This is a genomic window from Parvibaculum sp. (genome assembly GCF_035511255.1).
Classification (GTDB): Bacteria; Pseudomonadota; Alphaproteobacteria; order Parvibaculales; family Parvibaculaceae; genus Parvibaculum.
This window is the reverse complement of the sequence record NZ_DATKFR010000013.1, coordinates 1-16,283: the sequence shown is the minus strand read 5'-3', so window position 1 is coordinate 16,283 and position 16,283 is coordinate 1. Positions and strand designations below refer to the sequence as shown.

The 16,283-nt window shown below is 64.5% G+C and carries 17 protein-coding genes and 1 pseudogene; 7 read left to right on the top strand and 11 right to left on the bottom strand.

The window, feature by feature from the left end; all coding sequences use genetic code 11:
* Positions 1 to 207: 207 nt before the first annotated feature.
* The 4 genes and pseudogenes from rsmD to VMR03_RS00415 all read right to left on the bottom strand — a co-directional run bounded on the left by rsmD (position 208) and on the right by VMR03_RS00415 (position 2,602).
* On the bottom strand, positions 208 to 789 hold the full coding sequence (rsmD, locus tag VMR03_RS00430; protein ID WP_325401167.1) for a 16S rRNA (guanine(966)-N(2))-methyltransferase RsmD: 582 nt from the start codon (positions 787 to 789) through the stop codon (positions 208 to 210).
* 343 nt (positions 790 to 1,132) lie between these two features.
* Positions 1,133 to 1,933 (bottom strand): annotated as a pseudogene (locus VMR03_RS00425) (pseudouridine synthase); the annotation flags it as partial.
* Between the two features lie 25 nt (positions 1,934 to 1,958).
* The gene (locus VMR03_RS00420; protein ID WP_325401169.1) at positions 1,959 to 2,276 is read right to left on the bottom strand and encodes a transcriptional regulator; all 318 of its coding nucleotides are present in this window, start codon (positions 2,274 to 2,276) and stop codon (positions 1,959 to 1,961) included.
* The gene (locus tag VMR03_RS00415; protein ID WP_325401165.1) at positions 2,276 to 2,602 is read right to left on the bottom strand and encodes a type II toxin-antitoxin system RelE/ParE family toxin; all 327 of its coding nucleotides are present in this window, start codon (positions 2,600 to 2,602) and stop codon (positions 2,276 to 2,278) included. Before VMR03_RS00415 ends, VMR03_RS00420 begins: the two co-directional genes overlap by 1 nt.
* A gap of 124 nt (positions 2,603 to 2,726) precedes the next feature.
* On the opposite strand from VMR03_RS00415, the gene VMR03_RS00410 reads away from it, so the two are divergent.
* The 3 genes from VMR03_RS00410 (at position 2,727) to VMR03_RS00400 (ending at position 5,286) form a co-directional block, all read left to right on the top strand.
* A complete protein-coding gene (locus VMR03_RS00410; RefSeq protein WP_325401163.1) occupies positions 2,727 to 3,194 on the top strand; it encodes a nucleoside deaminase in 468 nt (155 codons plus the stop codon).
* A gap of 136 nt (positions 3,195 to 3,330) precedes the next feature.
* Complete coding sequence (locus VMR03_RS00405) at positions 3,331 to 4,569, top strand: acyl-CoA dehydrogenase family protein (RefSeq protein ID WP_325401161.1); 1,239 nt, start codon at positions 3,331 to 3,333, stop codon at positions 4,567 to 4,569.
* Between the two features lie 66 nt (positions 4,570 to 4,635).
* Positions 4,636 to 5,286, top strand: a complete 651-nt coding sequence (locus VMR03_RS00400; protein WP_325401159.1) for a glutathione S-transferase family protein — start codon at positions 4,636 to 4,638, stop codon at positions 5,284 to 5,286.
* A gap of 26 nt (positions 5,287 to 5,312) precedes the next feature.
* Here VMR03_RS00400 and VMR03_RS00395 read toward each other — a convergent pair whose 3' ends face one another.
* From VMR03_RS00395 to VMR03_RS00375, 5 genes are all read right to left on the bottom strand, one after another.
* On the bottom strand, positions 5,313 to 7,256 hold the full coding sequence (locus VMR03_RS00395) for a PAS domain S-box protein (protein WP_325401157.1): 1,944 nt from the start codon (positions 7,254 to 7,256) through the stop codon (positions 5,313 to 5,315).
* 148 nt (positions 7,257 to 7,404) lie between these two features.
* Positions 7,405 to 8,478: a phosphotransferase gene (locus VMR03_RS00390; RefSeq protein WP_325401155.1), complete on the bottom strand. Its 1,074-nt coding sequence runs from the start codon at positions 8,476 to 8,478 to the stop codon at positions 7,405 to 7,407.
* A gap of 173 nt (positions 8,479 to 8,651) precedes the next feature.
* A complete protein-coding gene (locus VMR03_RS00385) occupies positions 8,652 to 9,671 on the bottom strand; it encodes a fatty acid desaturase family protein (protein WP_325401154.1) in 1,020 nt (339 codons plus the stop codon).
* Positions 9,668 to 10,321 carry a TetR/AcrR family transcriptional regulator gene (locus VMR03_RS00380; RefSeq protein ID WP_325401152.1) on the bottom strand — a complete coding sequence of 218 codons (654 nt, stop codon included), beginning with the start codon at positions 10,319 to 10,321 and terminating at the stop codon, positions 9,668 to 9,670. Before VMR03_RS00380 ends, VMR03_RS00385 begins: the two co-directional genes overlap by 4 nt.
* A 117-nt stretch (positions 10,322 to 10,438) precedes the next feature.
* The gene (locus VMR03_RS00375) at positions 10,439 to 10,576 is read right to left on the bottom strand and encodes a hypothetical protein (protein WP_325401150.1); all 138 of its coding nucleotides are present in this window, start codon (positions 10,574 to 10,576) and stop codon (positions 10,439 to 10,441) included.
* A 393-nt stretch (positions 10,577 to 10,969) separates the two neighbouring features.
* On the opposite strand from VMR03_RS00375, the gene VMR03_RS00370 reads away from it, so the two are divergent.
* Entirely contained in the window at positions 10,970 to 12,205 is a 1,236-nt protein-coding gene (locus VMR03_RS00370; protein WP_325401148.1) for an MFS transporter, read from the top strand.
* A 131-nt stretch (positions 12,206 to 12,336) separates the two neighbouring features.
* Here the strand turns inward: VMR03_RS00370 and ubiA are convergent, their stop codons facing one another.
* Both ubiA and VMR03_RS00360 read right to left on the bottom strand, forming a co-directional pair.
* Entirely contained in the window at positions 12,337 to 13,248 is a 912-nt protein-coding gene (gene ubiA / locus VMR03_RS00365) for a 4-hydroxybenzoate octaprenyltransferase (protein WP_325401146.1), read from the bottom strand.
* Positions 13,249 to 13,252: 4 nt separating this feature from the next.
* Positions 13,253 to 13,747, bottom strand: coding sequence for an NUDIX hydrolase (locus VMR03_RS00360; RefSeq protein WP_325401144.1), 495 nt, complete (start codon positions 13,745 to 13,747; stop codon positions 13,253 to 13,255).
* 209 nt (positions 13,748 to 13,956) lie between these two features.
* Here VMR03_RS00360 and VMR03_RS00355 point away from each other — a divergent pair, with 209 nt between their 5' ends.
* From VMR03_RS00355 to VMR03_RS00345, 3 genes are all read left to right on the top strand, one after another.
* Entirely contained in the window at positions 13,957 to 14,745 is a 789-nt protein-coding gene (locus VMR03_RS00355) for a 16S rRNA (uracil(1498)-N(3))-methyltransferase (RefSeq protein WP_325401142.1), read from the top strand.
* Positions 14,746 to 14,754: 9 nt separating this feature from the next.
* Entirely contained in the window at positions 14,755 to 15,345 is a 591-nt protein-coding gene (locus VMR03_RS00350) for an NAD(P)H-dependent oxidoreductase (protein WP_325401139.1), read from the top strand.
* 177 nt (positions 15,346 to 15,522) lie between these two features.
* Positions 15,523 to 16,283, top strand: a 761-nt coding sequence (locus VMR03_RS00345) for a glutamate--cysteine ligase (RefSeq protein ID WP_325401137.1), incomplete at its 3' end; no start/stop codon positions are given.

Sequence of the window (16,283 nt, the reverse complement as noted above, 5' to 3'; positions counted from 1 at the left end):
CGCGTCGTAGCGATCGGCGAGGGCGGAGAGGCCGGGGATCAGAGGCACGGGATTGTCGACTATCGGATTCATTGGTGGACTCAAATCAGGAGAATGTCGTCCCGGCACTCGTTGCCGGGACCCAGATGGGTCGGCGGATGCTGCGGCCGATGGGTCCCGGGAATAAATCCCGGGACGACACCACGCTTTTGTCAACTCTCTGCCTCGTCAGTCCTCCGCCTCGCCGGCGAGTTTCAGAAACACGACTTCGGCGATGCCGTATTTGCGGCGGTCGAGTTCCTCGAAGCCTTCGGGCGCGGCGAATTTGCTGCTGGCTGCTTCCTCGACGACGAAGAGTGCGTCGGGTTCGACCCAGCCGCCGTCGCGGGCCGAAAGGAGGGCGCGTTCGGCGAGGCCCTTGCCGTAAGGCGGATCGAGAAAGACGAGCGAGAAGGCGGGACCGACGCTGCCGGGGCGCGGACCCAGCGCGGTCGCATCGCGCTTGTAGATTTTCGCGTGACCGGTGAGGCCGAGCGCTTCCATGTTTTCGCGGATCGCGCCGCGCGCATCGGCATCTTCCTCGACGAAGAGCGCGAAGCTGGCGCCCCGCGAAATCGCCTCGAGGCCGAGCGCGCCGGTGCCGGCGAAGAGATCGAGCACGCGCGCGCCTTCGAGATCGAAACTCCCGAAATCGGCGTGAGCGAGGATGTTGAACAGCGCTTCGCGGACGCGGTCGCTGGTGGGGCGCACATTATGGCCCGGCGGGGCCGCGATGGCGCGGCCCTTATGGGCGCCGCCGACTATTCTCATGAGGCTTCTTCTTGCTGGGTTGGGCCTTGCCGGCGGGGCGCGCGGCGCCTGCGCCACCGGGCTTTTTCGGCAGATGGAGTTTCGGTCTCGACGAGGCGTGCTCGACCGTGGTCTGCGGCTTGCCGGATTTCCGCTTCGCGGAACCCGGTTTGCCCGCATGCTGTTTCGGCGCGGCCGAATGCGGTTTCGGCATGCGCGGCTTGCCCGCCACCTGCGGTTTAGACGATGACGGCTTTGACGATTGAGACTTTGCGGCGGAAGGTTTGCCCGACGGCGTTTTCTTGGCAGGCTGAGCGGGCATTGCGGCTTCGGCGGCCTCGATCTTGGCGCGGAAGGCTTCGCCATGCGCGCCGAGTTGGTCCATCAGCACGCGGTTCGGCACCTGCTTCACTTCGCCCTCGACGAGATCGCCGATCTGGAAGGGGCCGAAGGAAAGGCGGATCAGCCGGTTGACGGTGAGGCCAAGGGCGCCGAGCACGCGCTTCACCTCGCGGTTCTTGCCTTCCTTGAGGCCGACCGTGAGCCAGACGTTCGAGCCCTGCACCTTGTCGAGCGAGGCCTCGATGGGGCCGTAGCGCACGCCCTCGACCTCGATACCGTCCTTCAGGCGATCGAGACCTTCCTGCGTGACGTCGCCCCAGGCACGGACGCGGTAGCGCCGCGTCCAGCCGGTCGCCGGAAGTTCGAGAAGGCGCGCGAGTTCGCCGTCATTGGTGAGAAGAAGGAGACCTTCGGTGTTGATGTCGAGGCGGCCGACCGAGACGACGCGGGGCATGTCGTCCGGCAGGCGCTCGAAGACGGTCGGGCGGCCCTCCGGGTCCTTCGCGGTCGTCACCAGGCCGGCCGGCTTGTGGTAGCGCCAGAGCCGCGTCGGCTCGAATTGCGGGAGCGGCTCGCCATTGACGACGATGCGGTCCTTCGGCGTCACGTTGAGGGCCGGGCTCGCCAGAAGCTTGCCGTTGACGGAGACCTTGCCTTCCTCGATCAGGCGTTCGGCATCGCGGCGCGAGCAGATGCCGGCGCGCGCGATGACTTTTGCGATGCGCTCGCCTTCCGGCGAGCGGGGCGCAATGCGCTCGCCTTTGGGCGCTTTCGGTTTCGCATCGGACGTGGCGTCGCGGCGCTGGGCGGGTCTGGCGTTCATCGTATTGTTTCTTTTCTCAGCTCAGTCAGCGTTGCGCGCGGACATGAAGGCTGATGCCGGAGCTGCGCTGCAGATAGCCGATGACGGTGAGCAGATTGCGCGCATTCGGATTGCCGCGCGGGCCGAACATGCGCATGAGACTTTTCGCCGGCGTATCCGTTGCCTCGCCAAGCCGTTCGAACCCGACCGTCGCGTTGATGTAGTCGCGCAGAATGGTTTTTCCCGCATCGAGATCGCCGCTCAGCAAGGCTTCGACGCCTTCCGTCAGAAGAGCCTCGCGAAAGCTCGCATCCTTGCGAACGCGTGCCTGCACGGTCTCCTTGAATGAACGTGTAAGAGCCATCATGCGCTCCCTTTCCTTCGGGCCTTGTAATCTCTCCAGTAGCTTTGCGCGAGTTCTATATCGCGCTGCTGGCGCTCCTTCGTTCCACCGGTCAGAAGGATGACGAGCTTTTCGCCGTCCCTGCCGAAATAGACGCGGTAGCCGGGACCGGAATCGATCCTGTATTCGAGAACGCCGGCTCCGACACCCTTCACGCTAGACGTATTGCCGAGGCTCAGTCGCGTAACGGCTGCGGTGATCTTTGCCGCGATGACGGCATCGAGCTTATCGAACCATGTCCCGAACGGGCTTCGCCCTTCGGTGTCCAGATATTCGAGAATTTGCATCGCTGCTCCTTCGAGGGGATCGCGCGTCTACAGACGGGCCGCTTCATAGGTAACGTATAAGTTACCTTTGTGCAAGTCCATCGTGCCACTTGTCTAAAAGCGTTCGGCACGGCACCGTCCGGCCATGACCGACGCGCCTCTACCCGCCCCGACATTCATGGATTTCGCCTTTGCCGAGGCGGAAGCGGCGGGGGCGCGGGGCGAGGTGCCGATCGGCGCGGTGATCGTCGACGGCTCGGGGGCCGTCATCGCGGCGGCGGGAAACCGGACGCTCGAACTGAAAGATCCGACCGCCCATGCCGAGATGCTGGCGATCCGCGAGGCCTGCGCGAAACTCGGTTCGGAGCGCCTGACGGGCTGCGATATTCATGTGACGCTCGAGCCCTGCCCGATGTGCGCGACGGCAATTTCCTTCGCGCGGCTCAGGCGGGTTTACTTCGCGGCGGCCGACGAAAAAGGCGGCGGCGTCGAGCATGGGCCGCGCATCTTCGCGCAGGCGACATGCCATCATCGGCCCGATGTCTATGGCGGCATTGGCGAGCGACGCGCGGCGGAGATGCTGCGGAGTTTTTTTGCAGTGCGGCGAAACTGAAGCGCGACGTCGTTTCCGCGCAGGGCGATTTGCCTCGTGATTTGCGGGGATCAACCCGCTACAGTCCCCCCATTCGCCATTGAAGGGGGGCGCTCGCAAGGCATCCCCACTCGTCAAAATGTGAGAGGGAGAACTCATGGATTTCGAATATTCCGATAAAACAAAAGAGCTGATGACCCGGCTGAACCGGTTCATGGATCAGCACGTCTATCCGAACGAGAAGACCTATGACGCGCAGATGGCGGCGTTTCGCGCCGCCGGCAATCCCTGGCAGGTGCCGCAGATTCTCGAGGACCTGAAGCCGCTCGCGAAGAAGGAAGGGCTGTGGAACCTGTTCCTGCCCGAGAGCGAGCGCGGCGGCGGGCTCACCAACATGGAATATGCGCCGCTCTGCGAGATCATGGGCCGCGTCGGCTGGGCGTCGGAAGTGTTCAACTGCTCGGCGCCCGACACCGGCAACATGGAAGTGCTGGAGCGCTACGGTTCCGAGCGGCACAAGAAGGAATATCTGGAGCCGCTGCTCGAGGGCGAGATGCGCTCGGCCTATCTGATGACCGAGCCGGATGTCGCCTCGTCGGATGCGACCAATGTTTGCACCCGTATCGAACGCGACGGCAATGAATACGTCATCAACGGCCGCAAGTGGTGGTCGTCGGGCGTGGGCGATCCGCGCTGCAAGATCGCGGTCGTCATGGGCAAGACGGACCCGAAGGCCGACACCTATCGCCAGCAGTCGCAGATCCTGATGCCGCTCGACGCGCCGGGCGTCAAGGTCGTCCGTATGCTGCCGGTGTTCGGCTATGACGACGCGCCGCATGGCCATGCGGAAGTCATTCTCGAAAACGTCCGCGTGCCAGCCGAGAACCTGCTTCTCGGCGAGGGACGCGGCTTCGAGATCAGCCAGGGCCGCCTTGGACCCGGCCGCATCCATCACTGCATGCGCACCATCGGCGTCGCCGAGCGCGCATTGGAACTGATGGTGAAGCGTCTGCTCACGCGCGAAGCCTTCGGCAAGAAGATCGCCGAGCATTCCGTGTGGGAAGAGCGCGTGGCCGCCGCCCGCATCGACATCGAGATGGCGCGCCTCCTGACGCTCAAGGCCGCCTATATGATGGATACGGTGGGCAACAAGGTCGCCCGCGCCGAGATCGCGATGATCAAGGTCGCGGCGCCGAATGTCGCGCTCCGCGTCATCGACGATGCGATCCAGGCGCATGGCGGCGGCGGCGTGACGACCGATTTCGGTCTGGCCAAGATGTATTCCGGCATGCGCACGCTGCGCCTCGCGGACGGCCCGGACGAAGTCCACGCCCGCACCATCGCCAAGCTCGAGTTCAAGAAATACTCGAACAAGGTCCGCGCCGCTGCCGAGTAAGGCAGACATGAACAGACAGAACGGCCGGTCCTCATGGGACCGGCCGTTTTGATGCCGGGAGCCAAGATGAGCATGAAACTCTACAACGCCCAGCTGTCGCCCTTTTCGGCGCGTGTCCGTCTCGCCATCTATGCGAAGGGTCTCGACGTCGAGATCGTCGACGGTTTCAGTTCGCCCGAACTCGAGGCCGAGCTCGAAAAACTCAATCCGATGCACAAGGTGCCGACGCTGCTGATCGACGGCAAGGCGCTGCCTGAATCCGAAGTCATCTGTGAATATCTGGAAGATCTCGGTCTCGGCACGCCGTTGCGTCCGAAGGACCCGGCCGAGGCCGCGCGCGTGCGGCTGCTGTCGCGCATCGGCGATCTCTACATCATGGAGCCGATGACGAAGCTTTTCGGCCAGATCAATCCCAAGGGGCGCGACCAGGCGCTTGTCGATCGCGAACTCGCCGAACTTGCCAAGGGCATCGGCTGGCTCGGCCATTACATCGACGGCTCGCCCTATGCGGTGGGCGGCAAGCTTTCGCTCGCCGACTGCACGCTGGCGCCGATGCTCTTTTTCTACGAACAGATCGGGCCGATGTTCGCGGTCGCCGACGTCTTCACGAACGTGCCGACGCTGAAGAGCTATTTCGCCGGTCTCAAGAACGATCCGCATGTGGCGCGCGTTCTTTCGGAGGTCGACGCAGCCTTGCGCAAGGTGATGGGGCGGTAGTTCGCGACCGCCGAGCGCGCCGCCGTTTATTGAGCGACGACGCAGCGCGGCAGTAACGGCAATTCGACATCGACGCTGGTGCCGTGGCCGATGCTGCTCTCGATCGAGATCGTGCCGCCATGAAGCTCGGCGAGCGAGCGGACGAGGGCGAGGCCGAGACCCGTTCCCTGCTTCGTCAGTTCGGCGTCGAGCGAGACCTGCTCGAAGGGTCGCGCGAGACGCGGGATGTGTTCGGCGGGAATGCCGCGGCCCGTATCCGAGACGTTGAACCTGATGCCGCCCTCCACCGCCTCGGCGCTGGCGTAAACGCGCCCGCCCGCCGGCGTGAACTTGATCGCATTGGACAAAAGATTGAGAAGGATCTGCTTCAAGGCGCGCATATCGGCGACCAGAGGCAGGACGGCGGCGCTTTCGGGCAGGCCTATGTCGAGCGTGAGTCCGCCTTCCTCGGCGCGGCCGCGCACGAGCTTCACCGCCGAACCCATGACCGCAGCCACATCGACATGCTCGTAATGGAGGTCGTACTTCCCCGCCTCGATCTTCGACATATCGAGAATGTCGCTGATGAGGTCCAGAAGCAGGGCGCCGCTGTCGTTGATGAGTTGCGCATATTCGACATAGCGCGGGCTGCCGAGCTTGCCGAACATTTCGAGCTTCAGCATTTCCGAAAAACCGATGATCGCGTTCAAGGGCGTGCGGAGTTCGTGGCTCATATTGGCGAGGAAACGCGACTTCGTGCGGCTCGCGGCTTCGGCGCGTTCGCGCGCCTCCATCAATTCGATTTCGTGAAGTTTACGCTCGCTCATGTCGCGCGTCGTGCCGACAAGTTCGGTGATCTCGCCGGTGCCGGCGTCGCGCACGGGACGCATCGTGGTCTCGACCCAGACATAATGTCCGGACTTGTGGCGGAAGCGATATTCGAGGCGCAGCGTACCGTTGCCGTCCCGAAGACGCTGGTAATAATCGGCGAGGCGGGGCCGGTCATCCGGGTGGAGATAGTCGGTCACCGCCGTGATCTTCGCGGCCTCTTCGGGGAGATAGCCCAGAATGCTCTCGATCGAAGGCGATACGAAGATGAGCTGCCCCGTCGGCGTCAGATGATGGATGATGTCGGACGCCTGCTCGGCGAGCAGGCGATATCTGGACTCACTCTGGCGCAACGCCTCTTCGGCCCTGATTTCCTCCGTCACGTCCTCGACGAGACCGACCAGCGCGCCGACTTCGTTCTGGGCGTCGATTTCGCAATAGGCCTGCGTCTTGATGTGCCGATAGCCGCCGTCGCCGGCAAGAAAACGAGTGGTCGAAACGATGGGCTCCCTGGTCTCGAAGGCGTCGAGAAACTTCGAGAGCAATTCGTCGCTGTCGTCCGCATGGACGAGCGTGCGATACCAGTCGCCGTCGGTCGGCATCAGTTCGACAGGTCGATCGAGAATCTTCGCGACGCCCTGCGACCAGGTCGGCGCCAGCGCGCCCTTGGACCAGCGCCAGTGACCGAAGCGGGCGAGACGTTCGGCTTCGAGCAGTTGCTCGGCCAATCGCCGGGGTTCGGTGACGTCGCGCGAGAGGCACAGGATCGCGCCGACATCGGGATTGGCAAGAAGGTTCCTCGCCCGCGCCTCCATCCAGCGCCAACTGCCGTCGGCATGCGGCAGCCGGAACGTCTCCGTCGAAATCCAGTCGGGTGAATCCATGCAGGCGGCGAGGTGCCGGCCGACGCGCTCGCGATCGTCCGGGTGCACACCGTCGGTGACGGACATGCCGATCAGGGGATCGGCGCTGTAACCCAGTACCTCCTCGATGGCCGGACTGTGATAGAGGATCGTGCCGTCGCCGTCGATCAGGGTGAGAATGTCGCCGGCGTTTTCCACCAGGGCGCGGAAGAATGCGTCCTCGGTCGGCACGACATGACGCATGCCCCGCCAGGCCGGCGCTTCCTCGCTGTCCGAACGTGCTGTCTTGCGACGCGACATCTTGCTCCCCAATCCGGCCGAGGCCGGTCGTCCGGAAAGCGGGCACCTCCGATGTGCTTGCCGGACAAGGGGAGTCTAGAATGCGAGTTTTAATATATGTTGAAGCACACGGACGATTTTTACGTTTCGCTAACCACGTCGCCGCGTCTCAAAGGTGTTGTTCCTTGCGCTGAAGGATGTCCCGTGCGGCGTTCGCGAGGTTGGCGCAAGCGTCGCCGAGCGTCTTGGCGCGTTCGGAGCTCGCATTGCCGTCGAGGCCGCGCTTGTAGACGCCCTGGCTGATGGAGGCGAGACGGAACATCGAGAAGGCGAGATAGAAATTCCAGTCGGCGATACCGTCGCGGCCCGCGTGGCGGCAATACATGGCGGCATATTCCGCATCCGTCGGGATGCCGGGCGTCTTCGTCCGGTCGATCGGGCCGACGCCGCCGGCGACGCCGAGGAGATCGTACATGCAGTTATAGGCGACGTCGGCCAGCGGATGGCCGATCGTGCAGAGCTCCCAGTCGAGGACCGCGATCATGCGGGGTTCGGTCTGGTGGAACATGGTGTTGCCGAGGCGGTAGTCGCCATGGGCGATGGTCACCGACTGCTCGTCGGGAATATGCGCCGGCAGATAATCGATCAGTTCTTCCATGGCCGGGATGTCGGCCGTCTGCGCGCCGCGATACTGCTTGATCCAGCGGCCGATCTGGCGCTCGAAATAGTTTCCCGGCTTGCCGAAATCGCCGAGGCCGACCTTCTGGTAGTCGACCTTGTGAAGCCTGGCGAGATTCTCCGCCATGTTCGCATAGATGGCGCGGCGCTCGCCTTCGGTCGATCCGGGCATAGTCGAATCGCGGAAGACGCGGCCTTCGAGAAATTCCATGACGTAGAAGGATGTGCCGATGACGCCATCGTCCTCGCAGAGCGCGTACATATGCGGGACCGGGACGTCGGTGTCGGCGAGCGCTTTCATGACGCGGTATTCGCGGTCGATCTGATGGGCGCTGGCGAGGAGGATGCCCGGCGGCTTCTTGCGCATCACGTAACGGCGCGTGGGCGTGGTGAGCAGGAAGGTCGGGTTCGACTGGCCGCCGGAGAACTGCTGAACCTCGAGCGCGCCGCTGAAGCCTTCCACCGCCTCGCGGCACCAGGCTTCGAGCCGCTTCACGTCGAAGCGATGGGCATCCCGGACGTCGCCGATTTCGCCGTCGGCATTCTGCTGCGTTGCTTCGGCCATGGCCGTCTCTCCCCGAAATTTCTTGTTGGAAGAGATTTAGCAGGTCGCGGCGCGAGAAAACAATGTCGCGACGAGGATCGATTACCTGACGTCGGGTAAAGGCTCTCCCCCCTTGAGGGGGAGGGTAGGGAGGGGGGTGAAGTGGGAGGGGGGTGAAGTGGAAGCGGGAGAATTCAGGCCGCTTCGTCGGAGGGCTTGAAGCCTTCGGCCATGGTGCCTTCGACGCGTTGGCGCCGGGCGTTGTGGACGAGGGTGCCGCGCTTGTCCTCATCGTCCGGCTTCGAGGTCGCCATGCGCAGGACTTCGGCGTAGCTCTCCTTCGTTTCGATGCGCGGGCCGAAGCCATTGGCGATCAGGAAGGCGCGCGTCTTCGGCAGGTTGTAGCAGGGCACCCACATCATCAGGTGGTGCTCGACATGGTAGTTGACCCAGTAGGGGGCGACGAGAGCGCGCTCGATCAGGTTCGCCTTGGTGGTGCGGGCGTTGCGGAAGTCGTCGTTGTTGTCCGGCACCATCGCATGTTCGGCGATGTTGCGGATGCGCGTGATCGCCTGCTGCCAGGTGAGGAAGGGAAGGAGCCAGAGCGTGAAATAGAGAACCCAGTGGCCGCTGGCCGCGAGGATGCCGAAGATGACGAGCTGGCAGACGGTGGCGCGGCCGAGCTTGTCCCAGTAGTTGCGGAGGCGCCGCTCGAGCGTCCAGTCGGGCTTTCCGAGCGCGTTCAGAATCTGCGCCTTGCGCTGCTGGTAGCCCGTCTGGCCGGTGAGGTCGCGGATCATCTTGCGGCGGAAGCTCGCCTTGGTGATCGGGAAGGGCGCGGAAAGGACGAGGTCCGGGTCTTCCGGCTGCTGCGTGTTCGCGTGATGCTTCAGGTGATAGCGGCGATAGGCGCCGGTTTCGGCCATCATCGGATAGGCGCAGAGCCACTGGCTCAGGAAGGTGTTGAGCTTCGGATTGTGGCAGAGAATGCCATGCGCGCCGTCATGCATCAGGATCGCGAGGCCAAGCTGGCGCGCGCCGATGAGGGCGACGGCGAGGATGAAAGTGATCGGGTTCGGGAGCCAGACGAAAAGGGCCATCGCGCCGAAGATCACGCCCCAGGCATGGACGACGCAGAAGAGCCCGCGCCAGTCGGAGCGGCGGCGGACGATGGAAAGCTGTTCGGGCGTCAGGAGTTCGCTGGCACTTGTCATGCTCTGATCCTCGGTTCGGCTTTCGCTTGCGGGCGGGCGCGGAGAAGGCCCACGCCGGCCAGGCAGAAGTTCATGATTTCATCGACGACCTTGTCGCCCTTCTCGTCCAGCTCATGGGACTCGGGCGCGAGCGGGCCGATCAGCGCCGTCGGAATGGCGCCGGCGATGCAGGCGGCGGCGACCCTGACGTCGCGGGGCGGGAATTCGCCCGCCGCGATGCCGTCTTCGAGGATGCCGGCGAAAATCTCGCCATGGGTGCGGCGGAAGCGGGCGCGTTCCTCCGCCAGGCCGACATCGACCGGCTCGGCGAGCAGCGCAAAGGCGAGGCGGCGGCCGCGAACGGCGCGGGAGGCGAAGGTGCGCAGCACGGATTCGAGGCGTTCGGCGGCGCTGCCCTCGCCTTGCGCGATGCCGGCCAGCACATTCATCTCGCGGGCCGAGACCTCGCGGAACACCTGACGGCAGAGTTCTTCCTTGGAGGGGAAATAGCGGTAGAGCGTACCCGTGGCGACGCCGGCCTTCTTCGCCACCTCGGTCATCTGCGCGGCGGCGAAGCCGCCTTCGGCGACAAGCTCGCGAGCGGCGTTCAGAATATGCCGGCGCGTGTCGGCAAGACGGGCGGCAACGGAATCGGTGCGTCGATAGGCCAAAGCATGAACCTCCATTCGAGTAACCCGAATGAACTACGATTCAGCTTAGCGGTCAAGCGAGGCGACAATGAGATCCGGTTCGTGGGAGCGCTCCCGCGACGAGCGGAAAATCCCGGTTCATTTATTGCGGGTACGGTGCTTCCTGGCCGGCTCGGCTTGCGCGGTGGCCAGTTCATACCAGGAGGACGTGCCGGTGAGGCTGCCTGCAGTCAGGGCCGCCGCATGGAGCCATTCGGCAAATCGTGCCGTGAACATGAGTTCTCTCCTTCAACGCGGTTTTGTTGCGTTGCAGCAAAGATAATAGGGTTAGTACCCTAATTCAAGCGCTGAACCCTGCGTCATGGCCGCGCGGGTCAGGGGAGTTAGAAAATTGAATGTGTCATCCCGGCGAAAGCCGGGACCCATTGGTTCTCCCAGCAGGCGTTGTTGCGTGATCCCTGTCCATCGCACCGTCGCCACGACGCGCGACGAGAGGTGGATTGGGTCCCGGCTTTCGCCGGGATGACATCCTGTATTGATCAAGACATCGCCGAGTGAGCACGGGACTTCCGGCGAATCCTCGGGCATAAAGGCGACCGCGCGGGATCGGGTGGGCTCCCCGCCGGCGGCGACCCTCGCCGCCTCCTCCTCAGTCGCGGTGACATGCCGATGCCCCAGGTTTCCCTTCGGGACGTTCTCAAGGTGCGGGATTTCCGCATCTTTCTCGCGGGCCGCTTTCTCGGCACGCTCGGTTCGCAGGTGCAGTCGGTCGCGGTCGGCTGGCAGATCTACAACCTCACGCATAGCGCGACGGCGCTCGGCCTTGTCGGCCTCGCGCAGTTCCTGCCGATGGTGTTGCTGATCCTGCCGGCGGGCGACGTCGCCGATCGCATCGACCGCCGCCTCATCGTCGCGCTGAGTTATACGCTGCAGGCGATCGCCATCGCGCTGCTGATCCTGCTCACGCATCTCGGAACGCCGGATGTCTGGCCTTTCTATCTGGTGCTGGTGCTCACGGGCGTCTCGCGCGCCTTCGCCGGACCGGCGCTGCGTTCCTTCGTGCCGCTTCTCGTCGAGAAGGAGCAGATGCCGCGGGCCATCGCGCTCAGTTCGTCGTCCTTTCAGGTCGCGGTGATCGGCGGACCGGCGCTGGGCGGCATTCTCTATATCTGGGGACCGCTCGCGGCCTATGGCGCCTGCCTCTTATTTTTTGTCGCGGTCGCGCTCGCCTTCGTCGCGGTGCGCACGCAGCACAGGCAGCAGCCCGCCGATCCGACGCTCACAGCTTTCGGCCGGGTCACAGCGGGCATCGCCTATATCCGCACGCAGCCCATCGTGCTCGGCGCGATCTCGCTCGATCTCTTCGCGGTGCTGCTCGGCGGGGCGACGGCGCTGCTGCCGATCTACGCCAAGGACATCCTGCATGTCGGGCCGGAAGGGCTCGGCCTGATGCGCTCGGCGCCGGCCATCGGCGCGGTGCTGGTCAATTTCGCGCTCATCTGGCGGCCGCTCCACCGGCATACGGGGCTCGTCATGTTCGCTTGTGTGGCGCTTTTCGGCGTCGCCACCATCGTCTTCGGCCTGTCGGAGAGCTTCCTCGTCTCGCTCGTCGCGCTCTTCGTGATGGGCGGCGCCGACATGGTCAGCGTCTTCGTGCGCTCGACGCTGGTGCCGCTGGCGACGCCGCCGGAGATGCTCGGCCGGGTCAGCGCGGTCGATCTCATTTTCATCAGCGCCTCGAACGAGCTCGGCGAATTCGAGAGCGGCATGGTCGCTGGCTGGATCGGCACGGTGCCGGCTGTCGTGGTCGGCGGGCTCGGCACGATCGGCGTCGTCGGCTTGTGGATGTGGCTTTTCCCGGCGCTCCGGAAAGTCGACAGGCTGACGGATGTGAAGCCGGGCTAGCTTACTCGCCCTCCCCCCCTTGAGGGGGAGGGTTGGGCGGGGGGTAGGCCGCAGGAAAGAGTCTTTCGAAGAAGACCCCCCACCCGATCGGCTTTGCCGATCGACCTCCCCCTCAAGGGGGGAGGTAAAGCTCAGGAAAAAATGCGGTCCACGGCGATCGCCGCGAAGACGATCAGGCCGAAGTCGCGGTTGGAGCGGAAGAGCGTCAGGCAAAGCGACGGGTCGTCGATGTCGAGCCTCAGGATCTGGCGGGCGAGATGCGCGGCGGCAAGCGCGATGCCGATATAATAGATCGGCCCCAGAGCGCCCGCGACGCCGACCGCGATCAATGCAATCGTCATCAGCCCATAAAAGCCCCACATCCAGCGATGCGTCGCGGCGCCGAATTTCAGTGCCGTCGATTTGACGCCGATCAGCGCGTCGTCGTCCTTGTCCTGATGGGCATAGATCGTGTCGTAGCCGAGCGTCCAGGCGATGCCACCCAGATAGAGCAGGACCGGCGCGAGGGTGAGTTCGTTCCTCGCCGCCGCATAGCCCATCAGCGCGCCCCAGTTGAAGGCGAGGCCGAGCACGAATTGCGGCCAGTAGGTGACGCGCTTCATGAAGGGATAGACCGCGACGATCAGGAGCGACGAGACGCCGAGGACGATGGCGAGCGGCGTGAGCGACAGCAGCACGGCGAGGCCGACGAGGCACTGAAGCGCGAGGAAGGCCCATGCTGCTTTCACGCCGACGGCACCGCTGGGGATCGGACGGAGCTTCGTGCGCTCGACGCGGGCGTCGAAGTCGCGATCGACGATGTCGTTGAAGGTGCAGCCCGCGCCGCGCATCGCGACGGCGCCGATGGCGAAGAGGGCCATCAGGCGGATATCGGGAATGTCGTCGGCGGCGAGCGCAATGGACCACCAGCAGGGCCAGAGAAGAAGCCATGTGCCGATGGGCCGGTCGAGCCGGGCGAGGCGTGCATAGGGGCGAAGCACGCGCGGCGCCCAGCGGTCGACCCAGTTCTCGGGCGCGGCGTCGGCGATGCGGGATTCGGTCATGGCGTCAAAGCCCAATGGTGAGGAGCGCGGCAGGGTATTCGCCTTCGAGGATCGGCGGCAAATGCTCCCTGATGCAGAGTGGAAATATGATTTCGTCGCTCGCCATCAGCTCGTCCACCTCCCACCATTTCAGGTCCTTCACCACGGCACGTTCGAGCTCCGTCCAGTTCTCGCGGCTGAGATCGCTCTCCTCCGTCCAAGCGACGAAAAAGGTTTCCGCGAAGAGCCATTTCTCGCCTTTGACGGTCAGCACGCTTTCGCGATACCAGACGGGCGGGCCGAGGCGAAAGCGCGTGTGGCCCGTCTCCTCGGCGATTTCGCGCAGGGCGGCGTCGGTGGGCGTCTCTCCGGGCTCGATGCCGCCGCCGATCGCAAACCAGTAATGCCTGTCCGGCACGCGGCCGTCCTGATCCGCGACATCCGGGTCCTGCGAGCACATCAGCAAAAGCCGGCCTTGCGGATCGAAGAACAGGACGCGGACGGTGGGGCGGATCTGCATGGGGACTCGTTGCGGTGTCGGGCCGAGGCGCGTTTGTATATTACATTGAGGTCGCCCGCTCACCTTATAGCCCTCCCCCCTTGAGGGGGAGGGTTGGGAGGGGGGTAGGCTGCAAGGATAAGTCTTTGCGAAGAAGCCCCCCACCCGATCAGCTTTGCTGATCGACCTCCCCCTCAAGGGGGGAGGTGAAAAACAGGAATGCCGAGAGCATGCGCGACGACGATGACGACGATACCCCCGCGCATTGCGGCACCGGGAAGACGCGGCTTTATGTCGATGCGGCGATGGCGGCGGGCGGCGATGTCGCGCTCGACAAGGATCAATCGCATTACCTGATAAACGTGCTGCGCATGGGCGAGGGCGAGCGTGTTCTCGTCTTCAACGGACGCGACGGCGAATGGGCCGCCGAAATTGCCGAGGCGTCGAAGAAGGCGGCGGTGCTGCGCGTGATCGAGCGGACGCGGGCGCATCAGCCATTGCCCGATATCTGGCTTCTCTTCGCGCCGGTGAAGCGGGCCCGGCTCGACTTCATCGCCCAGAAGGCGACCGAGATGGGCGCGGCGATGATCCAGCCCGTCATCACGCATCGTACCGTCGTCTCGCGGGTGAAGGATCAACGGCTTCAGGCGAACGTGATCGAGGCGGCGGAGCAATGCGGGCTCGTCGCGCTCCCCGAAGTGCGCGAGGCGGAAAAGCTCGACGCGCTTCTCAACCATTGGGCGGAACGCGAAGCGCCCCGGCGCATTCTCTTATGCGACGAGGCGGCGGCGCCGGGCGGTGCGAAAGCATCGCTCGAAGCGCTCGCGGCGGACGGCGGCAGGGGCGCGCCATGGGCGCTGCTGATCGGCCCCGAAGGCGGCTTCGATGCGGAGGAGCGCGCGAAGCTTCATGCGCGCAAGGACACGGTGGCGATCTCGCTCGGGCCGCGCATCCTGCGCGCCGATACGGCGGCCATCGCGGCGCTTGCCGCCGTGCAGATGGTGCTTGGTGACTGGTAGGAGGATTTTGTGAAAGTTCTGATCGTCTATGCCCATCCGGTCGCGGAAAGTTTCGGCGCGGCCATGCGCGATGCGGCGATCAGAGGCCTCACCAAGGCGGGGCACGAGCTGCGCATGATCGACCTCTATGCCGAGAATTTCGAGCCGCGGCTGAGCCGCGAGGAGCGCATCGACTATCAGGACGAGGACAGGAACACGAAGCTCATCGCCGACCATGTCGCGCTCATCAAATGGGCCGATGCGATGGTCTTCGTCTTTCCGACCTGGTGGTACAGCCTGCCGGCGATCCTGAAAGGCTGGTTCGATCGCGTCTGGGTGCCGGGCGTCGCCTTCCGCATGCCGGGGCGGGCCAAGATGCTGAAGCCGGCGATGACGAATATCAGGGCGCTGGCCGGCATCACGAGCTGCGGCTCGAGCTGGTGGTGGATGAAGCTCGTGGGCGAACCGCATCGCAAGATCATCCTGCGGGGCCTGCGCTCGCTTTGCGGGCGGCGTTGCAAAACGGTGTGGATGACGCTTCACGAAATGGACACGTCCACGGCGGCGGCGCGAACCCGATATCTGTCGAAGATCGAGGCGCGCATGTCGCGCTTTCAATGAAGGCGTTTTGCGTGACATTCTCAACTTGAGCTGCCGGACCGGACCCCGTTGTTTACCGCTTGTCAGGGCGGGGTCGGCCTCCTACATCTTGGCGACGTCAAAAAGGCCGGGGAGCGGGCAGGGGTCGCGACAATCCCGCGATCAACGACACGGCTCTGTAAATTCCAGGGGGCTCTCATGAGCGTACTCGTCGCAGGGCCCGAGCCCATCACGAGCCGGGACGATCTCGTCGCCGCGCTGGAGCGCGGAGCGAAGCCGCGCGCCGACTGGCGCATCGGCACCGAGCACGAGAAATTTCCCTTCCATCTCGCCGACCATTCCCCTGTCCCCTATGAGGGACCGAACGGCATCCGCGCGATGCTCGAAGGGTTGCAACGCTTCGGGTGGCTTCCCGTGCGCGAGGGCGAGACGCTGATCGGGCTCGAAAGCCCGAAGGGCGGCGGCAATATCTCGCTCGAACCGGGCGGGCAATTCGAGCTTTCCGGCGCGCCGCTCGAAACGCTGCACCAGACCTGCGCGGAGCTCCACGATCATCTGGCGCAGGTGCGCGAAGTCGGCGGGGAGCTCGGCCTCGGCTTCCTCGGCCTCGGCTTCACGCCCAACTGGCGGCGCGACCAGATCCCGGTCATGCCCAAGGGCCGCTACAAGATCATGACCGAGTACATGAAGAAGGTCGGGACCATGGGGCTCGACATGATGTACCGCTCCTGCACCGTGCAGGTGAATCTCGACTTCTCGTCGGAAGCCGACATGGTGAAGAAGATGCGCGTCGCCGTGGCGCTGCAGCCGATCGCGACGGCGATCTTCGCCAATTCTCCGTTCACGGAAGGGAAGCCGAACGGCTATCTCTCCTATCGCTCGCATGTCTGGACCGACACCGACCGGGCGCGCACGGGCATGATCCCCTTCATCTTCGAGGACGGGTTCAGCTTCGAGCG

Excerpts from the sequence above, each read along its gene's own strand:
- VMR03_RS00410 (WP_325401163.1), top strand. The coding sequence starts at position 2,727 with ATGACCGACGCGCCTCTACCCGCCCCGACATTCATGGATTTCGCCTTT.
- VMR03_RS00405 (WP_325401161.1), top strand. The coding sequence starts at position 3,331 with ATGGATTTCGAATATTCCGATAAAACAAAAGAGCTGATGACCCGGCTG.
- ubiA (WP_325401146.1), bottom strand. The coding sequence starts at position 13,248 with ATGACCGAATCCCGCATCGCCGACGCCGCGCCCGAGAACTGGGTCGAC.
- VMR03_RS00385 (WP_325401154.1), bottom strand. The coding sequence starts at position 9,671 with ATGACAAGTGCCAGCGAACTCCTGACGCCCGAACAGCTTTCCATCGTC.
- VMR03_RS00360 (WP_325401144.1), bottom strand. The coding sequence starts at position 13,747 with ATGCAGATCCGCCCCACCGTCCGCGTCCTGTTCTTCGATCCGCAAGGC.
- VMR03_RS00370 (WP_325401148.1), top strand. The coding sequence starts at position 10,970 with ATGCCCCAGGTTTCCCTTCGGGACGTTCTCAAGGTGCGGGATTTCCGC.
- VMR03_RS00390 (WP_325401155.1), bottom strand. The coding sequence starts at position 8,478 with ATGGCCGAAGCAACGCAGCAGAATGCCGACGGCGAAATCGGCGACGTC.
- VMR03_RS00375 (WP_325401150.1), bottom strand. The coding sequence starts at position 10,576 with ATGTTCACGGCACGATTTGCCGAATGGCTCCATGCGGCGGCCCTGACT.
- rsmD (WP_325401167.1), bottom strand. The coding sequence starts at position 789 with ATGAGAATAGTCGGCGGCGCCCATAAGGGCCGCGCCATCGCGGCCCCG.
- VMR03_RS00395 (WP_325401157.1), bottom strand. The coding sequence starts at position 7,256 with ATGTCGCGTCGCAAGACAGCACGTTCGGACAGCGAGGAAGCGCCGGCC.
- VMR03_RS00400 (WP_325401159.1), top strand. The coding sequence starts at position 4,636 with ATGAGCATGAAACTCTACAACGCCCAGCTGTCGCCCTTTTCGGCGCGT.
- VMR03_RS00355 (WP_325401142.1), top strand. The coding sequence starts at position 13,957 with ATGCGCGACGACGATGACGACGATACCCCCGCGCATTGCGGCACCGGG.
- VMR03_RS00415 (WP_325401165.1), bottom strand. The coding sequence starts at position 2,602 with ATGCAAATTCTCGAATATCTGGACACCGAAGGGCGAAGCCCGTTCGGG.
- VMR03_RS00420 (WP_325401169.1), bottom strand. The coding sequence starts at position 2,276 with ATGGCTCTTACACGTTCATTCAAGGAGACCGTGCAGGCACGCGTTCGC.